The sequence below is a fragment of the Bifidobacterium ramosum genome, from assembly GCF_009299505.1.
GTDB lineage: Bacteria > Actinomycetota > Actinomycetes > Actinomycetales > Bifidobacteriaceae > Bifidobacterium > Bifidobacterium ramosum.
In genome coordinates this window covers 156,777-171,255 of record NZ_WBSM01000008.1, presented here as the reverse complement: position 1 = coordinate 171,255, position 14,479 = coordinate 156,777, and the positions used below count along the sequence as shown (strand labels likewise).

The following is a 14,479-nucleotide window of genomic DNA, read 5'->3' as shown; positions in this document are numbered from 1 at the left end:
CCAGCTCCGGCCAAGAAACAAACCGACAGTTGAATGACACCGACATGACGCATGTGTCAACCATGCCCCAGGACATACCGTCAACCATGCCCCGACACATGCGTCATTTAGGCCCCGAGACATTACAGTCTGGTACGGCATGCTTGTGGTCGTTTTCGGCGCAGCGGCGACATACTCCTTCTATACATATCTTTCCCCTATCCTCACCGAGGAAATTGGCGTCCCCGAGCGGTACTTGAGTCTTGCCCTGACCGCGATTGGTCTTGCGGCGTTGTGGTCCAATCTGTACAGCGGCAAGTTGGCGGCGCACGGCACCGGCTCGCAGCCGATCATCGGTCTGATTCCGCTGTACCTGTTGCAGGCCGTCTGTCTGGCCGTGCTGCCGTTCGCAAGTATGATTCCGGCGCTCGGGGCCGTGGATCTGCTCGCACTGGCCTGTCTCATGTACCTGCAGAATTCGCCGTCGCAGGTACTGCATACCGCCATCGCTGCCGAACGGTTTCCTTCGTCTATGACGTTGGCCTCTTCGATGAACGCGATGGCATTCAACATCGGCATAACCTTGGGTTCCACCATCAGCGGACTGGCCATGACGCATCTGGGACTGCGTTGGCTCGGCCTCTTCGGCGCGGTGCTGGCATTGGGTTCGGCCGGCGTGCTGATGCTGCTCAAGCGCACGGAATCGCGCGGCATCGCGTGCTAGCTTTGGCTGCTGTTTCAACAACACTCAACCCAACAATGAAGTAAGGAGTAACCATGAGAACAGCGCTGTGCTCACCCGGCAGCTACATCCAACAGGAGGGTGCGCTTGGCTCGCTCGCCTCGGAATACGTGGAACTCGGTTCGGCGGGCGCGTATCTGATCGTCGACCCGTTCATCGACCGGATGTACCGCGATCGAATCACTTCGAGTTTCGATGCCTCGAACACTCCATATCATTACGAGGCGTTCGCCGGTGAATGCTCGATGACTGAGGTCCACCGTCATCAGAAACTGCTGGACAAATGCGATGTGGTGCTCGGTATCGGAGGCGGTAAGTCGCTCGATACGGCCAAAGCCGTGGCGCATTTCGCCGAGCTGCCGGTCATCATCGTGCCGACGGCCGCGTCTTCGGACGCGCCGTGTTCGCGGCTTTCGGTGCTGTACACCGACGACGGGCAATTCGACCGGTATCTGCCATTGCCCAGGAACCCGGACAAGGTGATCATGGACACGGACGTCATCGCCAAGGCGCCGGCCAGACTCCTGACGGCCGGTTTCGGTGACGCCTACGCTACCTATTTCGAGGCTCTTGCCTGCATCAAATCGAACGCGGTCACCATGGCCGGCGGCCATGCCACCAATGCCGCCGAAGCGATGGCATGCCTATGCCATGATCTGCTCATTGCCGACGGCGTGAAAGCCTTGGCGGCGGCGCATAAGGGTCTGCGCACCCGTGCCTTGGAACAGGTGGTCGAAGCGAACACGCTGCTCAGCGGCATCGGTTTCGAGTCGAGCGGATTGGCGGCGGCGCACGCCGTGCATAACGGCCTGACCGCGCTGGAAGGCACGCATAAGTATCTGCACGGCGAGAAGGTGGCGTACGGCACCCTCACGCAGTTCGTACTGGAGGACCGGCCGATGGCTGATTTCGAGGAGGCGTTTGGATTCTTCCGCGCGGTCGGCTTACCAACCACCTTGGCCGACATCGGCATTGCAAACGCCACGGACGCCGACCTGCTGCGCGTGGGCAAACTGGCCTGCTCACCGGACGACACGATGGGCAACATGCCGTTCGAGGTCACTCCGTCCGACGTGGCCACCGCCCTGCGTGCAGTGGACTCGCTCGACGCCGTAGTCGGATAGTGGGACTTGTCCGTATGAACGACCTGTTGCTGGAGAAACAGCCTGATGTCGTATAGCGACATCGTCGAGTTCAAATTTAGTCAGCAAGAAGTGATTGCTGCATAGCGCTGAGGGTCTTGGAAGTCCAGTGATTCCAAGGCCCTCGGTCTTTCATTGACATGACTTTCCGGTCAGATGCTGACCGACGTATGGCCGGGGACGAATTGCGCCGCATCCCGTCTTCGTACCGTATGCGGTACATGGCGTGCCGCATACGGCGGGAATTTCGGCCTGAGCGGATCGCCGCCGCTAGCATGGTTGGTGTTGATGTGTAGGCCGCAGCCAGAGGGGATGCATGACATGACGGGCATGAACGAGCTGGACAAGTGCATGGCGGGGGAAATCTACGATTGCCACGATCCGATATTCCTTGAGTACAAGAACACCGCGCGGCGGCTGCTCGCCGAATACAATCGTCTGCCGTACGACGCGAAGACACGCAAGCGGGAGATCCTCGAATCGCTGTTTGGCTCGATCGGCGCGAATGTGTCCGTCGGATTGCCATTCATCTGCGACTACGGGCGCAACATCCGCATCGGCGCGAACGTGTCCGTTAACATGAATTGCACGTTCGTCGACTGCAACACGATCGATATCGGATCGGACACGCTCATCGCGTCGAACGTGCAGCTGTACACGGCCACGCATCCGGTCGAACTTGCTGACCGTCTCGCCGACGGCTGGAAGCCGGGCGATGCGCACTACCGGTGGAACACGTACGCCAGGCCGATCCGCATCGGACGTGGCTGCTGGTTGGGAGGAGGCGTCATCGTGCTGCCGGGTGTGACCATCGGCGATGGCACGGTGATCGGAGCCGGTTCGGTCGTCACGCGCGACATTCCCGCGAACGTGGTCGCCGTCGGCAACCCATGCCGTGTGCTTCGTTCGATCAACGGCTCCGATCGGGCAGATCCGTCCCGGATCTCAGCTTGACAAGACGACGGGCCAGCGATTCGATGACGAACACGGCGGGCAGCTGGCTGGTCGCGTTGTATCCGCCGTTGACGCGTTCCGACGCGAGGCCGGCAGCGAACGACCAATCGCACATCTCCTCCATCGTGCTGCCGGGCGTGTTCGTCAGGGCGAGCAGCGTTGCGCCGCGCGAGGCGAAACCCGCCACCGTCTCCAACAGTTTCGGCATCTCGCCGCTCTCCGACACGGCGATGACCGCCATGCCCGGCCGGGCGAACGTTCCGGACGGGTAGAACGCGTCCGTCAATCCGATGGCGAACAAACCGAGATTCGCGAACAGACGCGCGCCGTAGTCGGCGATCGTGCCGGATGATCCCTCTCCGATGAAGATGATCGGATCCGCTCGTTCCAACAGCGAGGTCGCTTCGCCGAGCATCGCCTCGAACGCAGGGGAGTCGGCGCGGGAGAAGAACAACGACAGTTCGCCCAGATCGGCCTGTGGAACGGGGTCGCGATCCGGGCTGTTGGCGGCGGCGCGTGCTGCATGTCTGAATGCGTCAAACCCGTCGAATCCCATTTTCGCGCACCAGCGCATCACCGTGGACGGCGAGACGTACGTTGCCGTTGCCAATTCGCGAACGGACATATACGCCGCGGACTCGATATGCGCGGAGACGAATCGGCAGATCGCCAACTCGGTACGGTTGCACCGTTTCAACTGCTCGAAGGTGAACATGCCTGCCAGTGTATCGCGGCGCAGCCGTCTTCTTACGGCGGACCTGTTTCGACTTGAGTTCGGGTGCATATGAGACAAGAAGCGTAATCTTCACCGTGGCGTTGTGCGGGAGATCAGTGCGACGATGCCGAGCGTGACGGCGATGATCACAGTCGCCGTGGCGAAGCTGCCGGTCATCGCGGATTCATAGGCGCGGGACGCTACCTGTCGTATCAGGTCGCCCGTCGCGCTGGTGAGCCCGGCCGCCTGTTGGAAGTCCAGCGTCACGGATCCGGAGGATTGCGGGTGCTGCCCGGCGGATTGTGCGAGATCGCGGAATGCCGCCGCATATAATCCGCTTTGTATACTGCCGAAAATTCCCACGCCGATGATGGAACCGAATTGCCGGAACACGGTCAGCAGACTGGAACCGGCGCCGGACTGCTCGACCGGCACCCGGCCCATGGCCCAGGTCAGCATCGCCGGCTGACCGGCGCCCAGTCCGAATCCGGCCATGGCCTGACCGATCAGCGCCGTCGATTGTTTCGCCGCGTCGCCGGGCCACCACATGGCGGCGCCGATCGTCAGCATGCCGACGGCCAGACATCCCAAGGCCAGCAGGCTCGTACCGCGCGAGCCGATGCGGGAGACGACCCAATCGTTCATCCGCGATCCCACGATGGACGCGACGACCAGCGGCATCAGCAGCATTCCCCCGATCAACGCCCCATGACGCAGCACCGTCTCCAGATAGGCCGGCATGATGAAGATAATGCCGTACATCGAGAAATTCAGCATCATCAATGCCGGCGCGCAGGCCGCGAACGAGGGATCCCGCATCAGGTCGAGTGCCATCAATGGATTGCGGGATGCGCGGTCATGCAGCACGAATCCCGTGATCAGCACGGCGCCGATCGCCATCGGAATCCATGCGTCCGCGGCCAACGCTCCATGTTGGGCATTGACCAGACCCGCCGAGAACAGGGTGAATCCGGCGAACATCATCGCCACCGACGCCCATGGCACATGCGGCGACCGGGACTGGTGCGGTCCGCCCATTGGCGGAACGTTCATGTGGATGACCATGATTACGGCGAGGAACACCACGCCGTCGAACCCGAAGATGCCACGCCAGCCCAGTGTGGCGGTGAGCGCGCCGCCGACGAGTGGGCCGAACGGAACGCCCAGCGTGCCGGCTATCGCCCATGCGGTCATGGCGCGGGATAATTCGGAACCGTGAAACAGTATGCCGAGCAGCGCCTGCCCCATTGGGATGACCACGCCGGCGCCGGCACCCATGATCGAGCGCGAGACGAGCAACGCCGGCACGTTCCCGGCCATGAGACCGATCGCGGACGCGACGACGAACATGCCCAATCCGGCAAGCATGGTCTTCAGATGGCCGAGCCGGTCGCCAAGGAATCCCGCCAGCAGCACCACAGCCGCGAAGACGAGATTGTAACTGGAGACGATCCACTGCTGTTCCGCCATGCCCGCGCCGAGTGATTCGGCGATGTTCGGCAGCGCCACGTTGAACGCGGTGGTGTTGACCATCATCACCAGTTCGGCCGCGCATAGGCAGATTAAGGCGAGGCTGAGATTCTTCTCGTTCGTATCATCCATCATTCGACCTTTTAAGATACTGATGAGTTTCTTATAAGCCGCACATGATTATAGAGAGTCGCAAATAAGAAACGCCGTGGTATCTTGTAAAGGATGGCGTGAACGATCTTCGATCGCAACGCCGATGCCCCGTATGGAGATGATCCCATGGAAGAACACAACGCGCCAAAGCAAGCCCGCCGTCGGGGCAAGGCGTTGGAAGAAGCCATTCTCGAAGCTGCGTGGGAACAACTGTCCACATGCAGCGCCGAAGAGTTCACCTTCGACAGCGTGGCCGCCAGGGCGCACACCAGCAAGCCGGTGCTGTACCGCCGATGGCCGAATCGTACGGAACTGTTCGTGGCGGCCATGAAGCAGCATCGCGGCCACGCCGTCATCGAACGCCCGGACACCGGAACACTCAGGGGGGACGTTATCTCCATTCTGCTGCAACTCAACCGCAAACAGTCCGATGCGGTGATGGCGCTGGCCAAGTTCGGCGTCTACGCCGACTGGCTCGGCATCAGCGCGCACGAACTGTACGAACGCACGATGATCAGCGACCAACCCAGCATCATGCTGGCGATCGACAACGCACGGGCGCGCGGCGACATCACCTGCGACTTGCCGGAATCGCTATTGCGTATGCCCGGAGAGCTCGGGCGCGCGATCATATTGCGCGACATGCATCCCTTGTCCGAAGCGGACATCATCGCCACGGTCGACGAGCTGTTCCTTCCGCTCGTCGACCATTACGAACGTCGGGCGCGAGCCGCCGCCGGTGCGTAGTGCGCCGGCAAATACGATGGGTGCGACACGCGAGAGAGTTAACGATAATCTACAAAGGGGAGTATCGTGGCCGCCGTTTTCATCGACGACGATCATCCATGGCGGGTGGTCCCATGACGGAAAAGAGAGGAACCGAAATGACGTCGATCAGTATGCCGCAACAAAGCCAGGCCGGCCGCAAGAAAACGGTCGCGCCGGATACCAAGACTCCACAATCCGGTGGTTCCAGCGTGGCCGACGCGCAGCAGCCGAAACTGCCATATATCCTGTGCGCGGGTCTGTTCTTCGGGCCGCTGACGTGGATGGGGCCGGTCGGTGCGGGCCGCAACATCCTCACCCCGCAGATCTTCAGCAACATCGACCCGGCCGGCAAGGTCGCGGCCGTCGCCATGATGTCATCGTTCGTGTCGCTCGCCGGACTGATCGCCAACTTCGTGTTCGGCGCGCTCTCCGACGTCACCCGCACCCGCTGGGGCAAGCGCAAGCCGTACATCGTCGGCGGCCTGATCGTGCAGGCCCTCATGTTCGTCGTTATCGCCAACGTGACCTCGATCGGCGCGATCATCGCCGGCTGGGTCGTCGTCGCCGTCGCGGAGAACGCCATCGCGGCCACGATGGTCGCCCAGCAGTCCGACCGCATCGCACCGCGCTGGCGCGGCACCGCATCCATGTGCTGGGGCGTCGGCTGGACCTGCTGCCAGATCATCACCATCATCGCCTCGCAGTTCCTCGGCAATCCGCAGGCCGGCATGTATCTGCTCGCCGGCATCTCGCTCGTGCTCGGCCTCGTGCACGTGCTGCTCATGAACGAAGGCTCCAACCTCGACGAGCCGCGCGTTCGCTTCGACGCCGGCGATCTGCTCAGCCACTTCTTCCTGCCGATCCACGGCGCGCGCGACTACTATCTCGCGCTCGGCGGCAAGCTGCTTATGGTCGTCGGCGGCACCTGCGTCAGCCTGTACCAGCTGTACATCTTCACCGACTACATCCACCTGAGCGTCGACGCCACCAAGATCGCGGTCGCCACCATGACCTCCATCTCCATGGTCACCGGCATCGTCTTCGGCGTCATCGCCGGCCCGCTCGCCGACCGGTTCGGCCGGCTCAAGGCGCCGGTCGCGATCTCCGTCATCTTCATCGGCGTCGCCGCGATCTTCCCGTTCGTCTGGCCGCAGGCATGGGCCATGTACGCGTTCGGCGTGATCACCGGCGTGGCGAACGGCGTCTACAACTCCATCGACGGTGCACTCAACCTCGCCGTGCTGCCGAACAAGGACACCGCCGGCAAGGACCTCGGCATCATCAACTTCGCGAACACGCTTTCGCAGATCATCGGCACCGCGATCGCCGGCGGCATCATCACGCTGTTCGGCACCTACCGCGCCGTGTTCCCGGCGTCGTTCGTGATCTCGCTGCTTGGCGCATGCCTGTTCTTCTGCATCCGGAAGGTCAAGTAAGTCAGTCGTACGACGGGCCGGCCGCGCTGACGGCCGGCCTCGTGGCATAATCGTGCGCATGCGTATTGTCGTGCAACGAGTATCACAGGCCAGCGTCGATGTCCTGAACGAATTGGGGACGGTCGATCCGACGTTCGAATTACAGCAGATCGGTCCCGGATACATGATCCTGGTGGGCGTGTCCGACGCGGACGGTGAGGCGGAGGTCTCGTGGCTTGCGCACAAGGTGCTCAACCTACGCGTGTTCGAGGACGGTCAGGGCAAGATGAACCGTTCGATTCAGGACATCGGCGGCGAGATCCTGTCGATCTCGCAGTTCACGCTCTACGCCGACGTGCACAAGGGCAACCGGCCGAGTTTCGTGAAAGCCGGCGCGCCGATGCACGCCGAACTGGTCTGGCGCGATTTCAACGACGCCCTGCGTTCCGGGGGAGTGCCGGTGCGCGAGGGGCGGTTCGGCGCGCACATGCGCGTCGGATTGGTGAACGACGGTCCGGTAACGATCGTGATCGACACCGATGTCGATATGCCTCATAAGGCATAGCGCCGAGCGGTTGTGACGCGGCGTAGATCATGCGACATGCCGATAGAACATCTGTTCGACTCCTCTTGTTATGCTGGTCCTACCGACCTTCACCAAGGACAAGGGGGAATCCATGAACGACAACGAGGTAAACGGTCAGTCGGGGAACGCTGATCCGGCGCAGGGCGCTTCGGTCAAGCAGGCGCCCAAGCAGAACGGCGGCAAGACGCTGCCCGAACCGTACGAGAAGACCACGTGGCACAGCACCACGGTCGACGGTCGCGAACTGCGCTACCAAGCCACCGTCGGCACGATCACCATCGACACGCCCAAGGTCAAACCGGCGGCCAGCATCTTCTTCACCGCATTCAACCTGGCCGACGACGAGGGTCATGTCGACGGCACCCGTCCGGTCACCTTCATCTTCAACGGCGGTCCGGGCTCGTCCACCACGTTCCTGCTCATGGGATCCGTGGCGCCCAAGCGCATCGACGTGCCCGACGCCGCGCCCGTGCCGGCCGCGCCCTATCGGCTGACCGACAACCCGTACACGCTGCTGCCGTCCTCCGACCTCGTGTTCATCGACGCGGCCGGGGCCGGCTTCTCCGAAATCCTAGACGCGGCGAAGCCGGAACTGTGGTCCGTGGACGGTGACGTGGCGGGATTCAGTGCGTTCATCCGCGCGTATTTGTCGAAATACCATCGCTGGAACTCGCCGAAATACGTGCTCGGCGAATCCTACGGCACCACGCGCGGCGCGGCGCTCGCATACCGTCTCCAGCAGGACGGCGTCGCGCTCAACGGCCTCGTGCTGATCTCCAACATCCTCGACTACGCCTTCGTGCTCGACACCTCGGACCAGTTCTACATCGGCTACTTCCCGACCTTCGCTTCCGTGGCGAAATACCACGGCAAGGCCGCGAACGACGTCGAGACCGCGGCCCATCTGCAGGCCGCCCGGGCCTTCGCCAACGGCCCGCTGCGCCAGGCGCTCGCCGCCGGCGCGTCGCTCGACGACGACACCAAGTGGAAGGTCGCCGAACGGTACGCCGAACTGACCGGTCTGGACGCCCGGTACGTCTATGACTCCGACCTGCGCGTGGTGGACATGCGGTTCCGCAAGGCGCTGCTGCGCGACGAAGGCAGGATCGTGGGCCGGTACGACGGCCGTGTGGCGGGCTACGACCTCGACCGCATGAATGACGAGGAGACGTTCGTCGTGGACGACGCGTTCCTCGACCCGGCGTATTCCAGCCTGTGCAACGCGTACCTGCGTGACGAGCTCGGCTGGGACCGCGTGCCGGAACGCCGCGGCTTCGCCGACTTCGACTGGAACGCCACCGAGCCCGGCAAGGGCTGGACATGGTGGCACGAGCAGCCGGGCATGACGAAATCCGCATGGGGATCGAAGATCCCGTTCCCGAACGTCGTGCCCGATCTGGCGGCGGCGATCGCCCATCAGCCGACGCTCAAGGTGCTCATCGGCAACGGCATCTACGACCTGTGCACCCCGTTCTTCCAAACCGAATACGACATCGACCATCTCGGGCTGCCGAAGCCGCTGCAGTCGCACGTGGCATTCACCTATTACCCGGCCGGCCACATGCTGTACTCCGCCGAAACGAGCCTCGCCAAGTTCTCCGATGATCTCCAGCGGTTCTACAGCACGGACGCAGACGGGCTGTCTACCCTGAACGAGCGTCCGGCCCTGCCGGCGCCGCAGATCGCCCTGTAGGAAGGTGTACGGCAGGTCTCGTCGCGCAGCGCGGGCCCGTCGTCCCGTCCATCGTTCCGGCTCCGCCATCCGATGAGGGCGGAGCCGTCCCGATCACTGAACCCAACCGACCGAAAAGGATGAACCCATGACCACGACCGCCAACTGGTCCGACCTTGACCTGAGCACCATCGACCTGTCGCATCTCGACCTGTCGTTCGTGGACCGGATCGTGCTGTGGTACGGCACCTTGCCGTCCGCCGCGCAGACGCTGCTGACCGTCGCCGTCGGCGCGGCCATCGCCTACGTCGTGTTCCGTATCGTCATCAAACTCATCAAAGGCATCATCATGTCGGTCATCGCCGCCGTGCTCGCCTTCCTGCTGACGACGGTGCCCGGCAACCTGCTGCTGTCGCAGGCGTTCGACCGAGTCGAACAACAGATCACCACCAGCATCAACCAATAACCGGCCGACGGAAGGCGCCAGCGGCGCTCGGCTCGTCGCACCGAGGATCTCGTCGTGACCGGCGGCATGTGCCGCAGACGGACTATCCTTGTGCGATGAGGAACCAATCAGGGGAGGAACGCATGGATATCACGCACGCATTGACCTCGATCGCGCACACGGGCAAGGAGCCGGTGTTCCTGCTCCTGCACGGATGGGGCTCGAACGAGCATGACCTGCCGAGTCTACTGACCTATTGCGCGCCGGGAGCCGACTATGCCTCGCTGCGCGCGCCGATCGCCTATGGCATGGGCTACACGTGGTTCGGCAAGTGGGAATACGACGGCGTGCCGACCGGCGAATCGTTGGACGAGCAGGCTCGTGCCGCCGGCGACGCCATCGATGCATGGGTCAAGGCCAACATCCCCGCCGAACGTCCGATCGTGGTCATGGGATTCTCGCAGGGAGGCCTGCTCGCCGGCGAAATGCTGCGGCTCGACCCCGAACGGTACACGGCGGCGGTCAGCTTCTCCGGCTTCCTCGCTCACGGGGCGTTGCCCGGCGACGACACTCTGGCGCAACGGCGTCCGCCGATGTTCTACGGCCGAGGTTCCGCCGACGACATCTTCCCGGCGCAGGAGGTGCGTGACATGGTCGACTTCTACCAGGCGCACACCACGCTCACCGAACGAGTCTACCCGGGCATGACGCACAGCATCTGCATGGACGAGATGCGCGACGTCGCGACGTTCCTCACGGACAACGGTCTGACACGTCCGCGCATCTGGTGATGCGGAGCATGCGGACGCTATAGTGGTGCATGTCGTCGCCACGGAAGGGGTCGGAAGGATGACGATGAACATGGATGACCGCACGCTGGTATCGGTGATCGTGCCGGTATACCGCGTGGAGCAGTACCTGGACGAATGCGTGTCCGGCATCGTTGCGCAGACCCACCGTAACCTCGAGATCATCCTCGTCGACGACGGATCCCCGGACCGTTGCCCTGCCATGTGCGACGCATGGGCCGCCAAAGACCATCGCATCCGGGTCATCCACAAGCCCAACGGCGGTCTGTCGGACGCGCGCAACGCCGGACTAGACGCTGCCGGCGGCGATTGCATCTACTTCGTCGACTCCGACGACACCATCGAGCCGAACCTCGTCGAGCGCGCGCTCGACACCATGAGCCGGTACGACGCCGATCTGGTCATGTTCCAGTTCGACACGATCTCCGAAAACGGCACGCCGCTGGTCTCCGACTACAAGCACAACGACTTCGACGAGGTCATGATCATGACGCCGGAGGAAGGGCTCAAGGCGCAGATCAAGGCCGAAATCGACGGATACTTCTGGTCGTTCCTCGCCGCGGCCCCGATCTACAAGGACCACGGCTTCTCCTTCCCGGTCGGCCGCAAGATCGAAGACATGGCGCGCATCTGCAACGTCATCGGAGAATCGCATCGCATCGTGCGCATCCCCGAGGTGCTTTACCACTACCGTCTGCGCGGCGGATCCATCACCAGCGCATGGTCGCCGCAGCTCATGCGCGACTGGACGAAGGCCGCCGACGACCGCGAGACCTACATCCTCGAACGGTATCCCGAGCTCAAGGGATTCATGCGGCTCCAGCAGCTCAATTTCTTCGCCAATCTCGACTACGAGACGATACGGCAGACCGTCACGGCAAGCCTCAACATCGATCCGGAGGACGCCGACGCCATCCGCCGGCGCATCGACCGGCTGCGGGACGACATCGTCAGCAACGGCGATGAAGTGCCGGAATCCACCCGCTCCCTGCTCGACCTGCTCAAAGCCTCCGTGGGCGACGCCGTCGACGACTTCCGCGAGATGCGCGACGAATGGAAACGCATCGGCCGCGGCTGGAAGGAATACATGCACGAGAAAACCAGCGTCGAAGGCGACCGGCGATGAGGGTATTCGACTTCGACGGCACGATCTACGACGGCGAAAGCCTGTTCGACCTCTACCTGTTCAGCGCACGGTACGATCCCACGGTGTTCCGCCACATCGCACCGGTGCTCCGCTACGCCGTCAAATACAAGCTGGGCAAGGCCACGCTCGAACAGATGGAGCACGGCGTGGGCAAGATCGCACGCAAGTACCTGCGCGACCTGAACGCCTCGCCGACCGTCTCACGACTCGCCGACAACGACGGAACCAAAGCCGACGGCGACGGCCGCCCGTCCGACGGTCTGGACGCGCTGGTCACGGCGTTCTGGGACCGCAACATGCGCCGCATCAAACCGTGGTACCAACCGCAACCCGACGACGTGATCATTACCGCGTCCTTCGACGTGACCGTCGGCGAGGCATGCCGCCGGCTCGGCGTGCGCCACCTCATCGCCTCGACGATCGATCCGGACACCATGGAGGTCACCTACCTCAACTTCAACACCAACAAGCCGAAACGGTTCCGCGAACTGTTCGGCTCGGACGCGACGATCGACGAGTTCTACACCGACAGCCGCTTCGACCAGCCGATGATCGATCTGGCACGCCATGCATTCATGGTCAAAGGCGACACCATCACGCCGGTCAAGTAGGTAACCGACGACCAAAAGAGGCATGACGGAGGGGAGCCGCGTATGGACCAGATCGCCAGCGAAGCGAAACTGCGGTATCTCGACTTCATCTCACGCGAGGACCGCATCCGCCACCACCGGTACGTGGAGGAGATGAAGCAGTACGACCTCATGCGTTCCGGCGACGGCGCGGCCATCGCCGAAAGCGCACGGTTGTGGGACTCCGGCCTGTACGGCCATCTGTCGGACGATCCGGTGCGCAACGCGAAATACCGGTTCGTCACGTCGATCACCCTCGCCACGCGGTTCGCGATCGAAGGCGGCATGGATGAGGAGGACGCCTACAATGCGTCCGACCTGTACATTCAGGACATGGACCGGTGCAAGGACGCGAACGACGTGCGCCGCCTGCACACCGACATGATGACGTTCTTCACCTGGGCCATGGCCGACATGCAACGCTCCGAAATCCATTCGAAGGCGGTGAGCGAATGCATGGACTACATCCACTACCATCTGCACGAGCGCATCACCGTCGCCCAGCTCGCACGGCACGTGAACCTTAACCCCACGTATCTGTCCGAACTGTTCGCCCGCGAAACCGGTACGCCGATCTCCCGGTACATCACGGGCAAACGCATGGAGGCCGCCGAGAACATGCTCAAATACTCCGACTATCCGCTCGGTGAGATCGCGCAGATCCTCGCCTACCGGTCGCAAAGCCACTTCACCAAGGTGTTCTCCAAGCACGCCGGCATGACACCGGGCGACTATCGCAGGAAATACGCCACGACCGGCATCTGGCCGCAGTAGCGGCCGGTGTCCCGTCCGTCATCCGCATCGTCGCGCGGCGGGCGCAGGTGACGGCAGCCTGTACGGCAGGTGAATTGTCGCCGCGCGCATCCGATTCGGCTTCCTCGCGTGCGGCGACGTACGATACGGTAGAACAACGAAGTTACGGACATCGGAAAAGAGGACACGGCCCATGGGAATGCCGCTGGATGTGTATGTGATCCGACACGGCGAGTCGGAGGCGAACGTGATCATCAGCGCCGGCGACCGCGGCGACAATTCGCTGTACACGCAGGACAACGTCACCGTGCCGGACCGTTCATGGCGCCTCACCGCAACCGGCCGCAAGCAGGCCGACTGCATCGGCCGCTGGCTCGTCGACCAGCAGCAGCTCTTCGACCGCTATCTCGTCTCGCCGTACGTGCGCACGCGCGAAACCGCGGCCACGATGGCGCTGCCGAAGGCGAAATGGGAGGAGAATCGCGTGCTGCGCGAACGGTCGTGGGGCGAGATCAACACGATCACCAAGGACGACTTCCGCGACAACTACCCGCGCAACTGGATGTTCAAGAACACCGATCCGCTGTACTGGCGGCCGCCGGCGGGCGAGTCGATCGCCGACGTCGCCGAGAACCGCGTGCACAACCTGCTCACGTCGCTCGACCGCAAGTCGGACGCCCAGTCGGTGGTGATGGTCAGCCACGGCGACCTGATGCTCGCGCTGATGCTCGTGCTTGAGGACCTGTCGGACGAGGAGTTCATGCACCGTGCGGCCGCGCCCGAATGGCAGATCACGAACTGCACCTGCCTGCACTATTCGCGGCGTGACCCGGCCACCGGGCGCACCTACAAGCGGTTCCGCTGGGAGCAGACCGCACGGCCGGTGCTCAACGAGGAGAACGGCAAATGGGAGGTGCAGGTGACCGACTGGCGGTCGTTCAAGAAGCCGACCCTGTCGAACGGCGACCTCGTGGACGTGGTGCGCACCGTCGACCCGCATCTGTGACGGCGGCGCGGCTCCGGGCCGAAACGTGAAGGACCGGTGAACAGGTTACAATGGCTCACGATGCGCGGGCGCATGACGTAACGCGCCCGCTCGG

15 protein-coding genes are annotated in these 14,479 nt (G+C 63.0%); 13 read left to right on the top strand and 2 right to left on the bottom strand.

Features of this window, described 5'->3' with window-relative positions; all coding sequences use genetic code 11:
- Positions 1-139: 139 nt before the first annotated feature.
- The 3 genes from DSM100688_RS08445 to DSM100688_RS12225 all read left to right on the top strand — a co-directional run bounded on the left by DSM100688_RS08445 (position 140) and on the right by DSM100688_RS12225 (position 2,817).
- Positions 140-703 carry an MFS transporter gene (locus DSM100688_RS08445; RefSeq protein ID WP_152358642.1) on the top strand — a complete coding sequence of 188 codons (564 nt, stop codon included), beginning with the start codon at positions 140-142 and terminating at the stop codon, positions 701-703.
- A 53-nt stretch (positions 704-756) separates the two neighbouring features.
- A complete protein-coding gene (locus tag DSM100688_RS08440; protein WP_152358641.1) occupies positions 757-1,845 on the top strand; it encodes a glycerol dehydrogenase in 1,089 nt (362 codons plus the stop codon).
- 339 nt (positions 1,846-2,184) lie between these two features.
- Positions 2,185-2,817: a sugar O-acetyltransferase gene (locus tag DSM100688_RS12225; RefSeq protein ID WP_275575914.1), complete on the top strand. Its 633-nt coding sequence runs from the start codon at positions 2,185-2,187 to the stop codon at positions 2,815-2,817.
- Here the strand turns inward: DSM100688_RS12225 and DSM100688_RS08430 are convergent.
- Positions 2,774-3,532, bottom strand: coding sequence for a MurR/RpiR family transcriptional regulator (locus tag DSM100688_RS08430; protein WP_163146905.1), 759 nt, complete (start codon positions 3,530-3,532; stop codon positions 2,774-2,776). The genes DSM100688_RS12225 and DSM100688_RS08430 overlap by 44 nt on opposite strands.
- A gap of 90 nt (positions 3,533-3,622) precedes the next feature.
- A complete protein-coding gene (locus DSM100688_RS08425) occupies positions 3,623-5,134 on the bottom strand; it encodes an MFS transporter (RefSeq protein WP_163146904.1) in 1,512 nt (503 codons plus the stop codon).
- A gap of 147 nt (positions 5,135-5,281) precedes the next feature.
- Here DSM100688_RS08425 and DSM100688_RS08420 point away from each other — a divergent pair, with 147 nt between their 5' ends.
- From DSM100688_RS08420 to DSM100688_RS08375, 10 genes are all read left to right on the top strand, one after another.
- Positions 5,282-5,902, top strand: a complete 621-nt coding sequence (locus DSM100688_RS08420) for a TetR/AcrR family transcriptional regulator (RefSeq protein WP_152358638.1) — start codon at positions 5,282-5,284, stop codon at positions 5,900-5,902.
- Between the two features lie 137 nt (positions 5,903-6,039).
- Positions 6,040-7,359: an MFS transporter gene (locus DSM100688_RS08415; protein WP_204316702.1), complete on the top strand. Its 1,320-nt coding sequence runs from the start codon at positions 6,040-6,042 to the stop codon at positions 7,357-7,359.
- A gap of 58 nt (positions 7,360-7,417) precedes the next feature.
- Positions 7,418-7,903 (top strand): D-aminoacyl-tRNA deacylase, encoded by a 486-nt coding sequence (gene dtd, locus DSM100688_RS08410; RefSeq protein WP_152358637.1) that lies wholly within the window; start codon positions 7,418-7,420, stop codon positions 7,901-7,903.
- Between the two features lie 112 nt (positions 7,904-8,015).
- Positions 8,016-9,617 carry a S10 family peptidase gene (locus tag DSM100688_RS08405; RefSeq protein WP_152358636.1) on the top strand — a complete coding sequence of 534 codons (1,602 nt, stop codon included), beginning with the start codon at positions 8,016-8,018 and terminating at the stop codon, positions 9,615-9,617.
- Positions 9,618-9,744: 127 nt separating this feature from the next.
- Complete coding sequence (locus tag DSM100688_RS08400; protein ID WP_152358635.1) at positions 9,745-10,062, top strand: hypothetical protein; 318 nt, start codon at positions 9,745-9,747, stop codon at positions 10,060-10,062.
- A gap of 122 nt (positions 10,063-10,184) precedes the next feature.
- The gene (locus tag DSM100688_RS08395; protein WP_152358634.1) at positions 10,185-10,832 is read left to right on the top strand and encodes an alpha/beta hydrolase; all 648 of its coding nucleotides are present in this window, start codon (positions 10,185-10,187) and stop codon (positions 10,830-10,832) included.
- Between the two features lie 70 nt (positions 10,833-10,902).
- On the top strand, positions 10,903-11,976 hold the full coding sequence (locus DSM100688_RS08390; RefSeq protein ID WP_152358662.1) for a glycosyltransferase family 2 protein: 1,074 nt from the start codon (positions 10,903-10,905) through the stop codon (positions 11,974-11,976).
- Entirely contained in the window at positions 11,973-12,608 is a 636-nt protein-coding gene (locus DSM100688_RS08385; RefSeq protein WP_152358633.1) for a haloacid dehalogenase-like hydrolase, read from the top strand. The genes DSM100688_RS08390 and DSM100688_RS08385 overlap by 4 nt, the downstream gene beginning before the upstream one ends.
- 42 nt (positions 12,609-12,650) lie before the next feature.
- Positions 12,651-13,400 (top strand): helix-turn-helix domain-containing protein, encoded by a 750-nt coding sequence (locus DSM100688_RS08380; protein ID WP_152358632.1) that lies wholly within the window; start codon positions 12,651-12,653, stop codon positions 13,398-13,400.
- A 172-nt stretch (positions 13,401-13,572) separates the two neighbouring features.
- Positions 13,573-14,385: a histidine phosphatase family protein gene (locus DSM100688_RS08375; RefSeq protein WP_152358631.1), complete on the top strand. Its 813-nt coding sequence runs from the start codon at positions 13,573-13,575 to the stop codon at positions 14,383-14,385.
- Positions 14,386-14,479 lie beyond the last annotated feature (94 nt).

What these genes read in the sequence shown, in the direction of transcription:
- DSM100688_RS08415 (WP_204316702.1), top strand. Translation starts at nt 6,040, where the DNA reads ATGACGTCGATCAGTATGCCGCAACAAAGCCAGGCCGGCCGCAAGAAA.
- dtd (WP_152358637.1), top strand. Translation starts at nt 7,418, where the DNA reads ATGCGTATTGTCGTGCAACGAGTATCACAGGCCAGCGTCGATGTCCTG.
- DSM100688_RS08430 (WP_163146905.1), bottom strand. Translation starts at nt 3,532, where the DNA reads ATGTTCACCTTCGAGCAGTTGAAACGGTGCAACCGTACCGAGTTGGCG.
- DSM100688_RS08380 (WP_152358632.1), top strand. Translation starts at nt 12,651, where the DNA reads ATGGACCAGATCGCCAGCGAAGCGAAACTGCGGTATCTCGACTTCATC.
- DSM100688_RS08400 (WP_152358635.1), top strand. Translation starts at nt 9,745, where the DNA reads ATGACCACGACCGCCAACTGGTCCGACCTTGACCTGAGCACCATCGAC.
- DSM100688_RS08420 (WP_152358638.1), top strand. Translation starts at nt 5,282, where the DNA reads ATGGAAGAACACAACGCGCCAAAGCAAGCCCGCCGTCGGGGCAAGGCG.
- DSM100688_RS08425 (WP_163146904.1), bottom strand. Translation starts at nt 5,134, where the DNA reads ATGGATGATACGAACGAGAAGAATCTCAGCCTCGCCTTAATCTGCCTA.
- DSM100688_RS08390 (WP_152358662.1), top strand. Translation starts at nt 10,903, where the DNA reads ATGGATGACCGCACGCTGGTATCGGTGATCGTGCCGGTATACCGCGTG.
- DSM100688_RS08440 (WP_152358641.1), top strand. Translation starts at nt 757, where the DNA reads ATGAGAACAGCGCTGTGCTCACCCGGCAGCTACATCCAACAGGAGGGT.
- DSM100688_RS08405 (WP_152358636.1), top strand. Translation starts at nt 8,016, where the DNA reads ATGAACGACAACGAGGTAAACGGTCAGTCGGGGAACGCTGATCCGGCG.
- DSM100688_RS08395 (WP_152358634.1), top strand. Translation starts at nt 10,185, where the DNA reads ATGGATATCACGCACGCATTGACCTCGATCGCGCACACGGGCAAGGAG.
- DSM100688_RS08385 (WP_152358633.1), top strand. Translation starts at nt 11,973, where the DNA reads ATGAGGGTATTCGACTTCGACGGCACGATCTACGACGGCGAAAGCCTG.
- DSM100688_RS08445 (WP_152358642.1), top strand. Translation starts at nt 140, where the DNA reads ATGCTTGTGGTCGTTTTCGGCGCAGCGGCGACATACTCCTTCTATACA.
- DSM100688_RS08375 (WP_152358631.1), top strand. Translation starts at nt 13,573, where the DNA reads ATGGGAATGCCGCTGGATGTGTATGTGATCCGACACGGCGAGTCGGAG.
- DSM100688_RS12225 (WP_275575914.1), top strand. Translation starts at nt 2,185, where the DNA reads ATGACGGGCATGAACGAGCTGGACAAGTGCATGGCGGGGGAAATCTAC.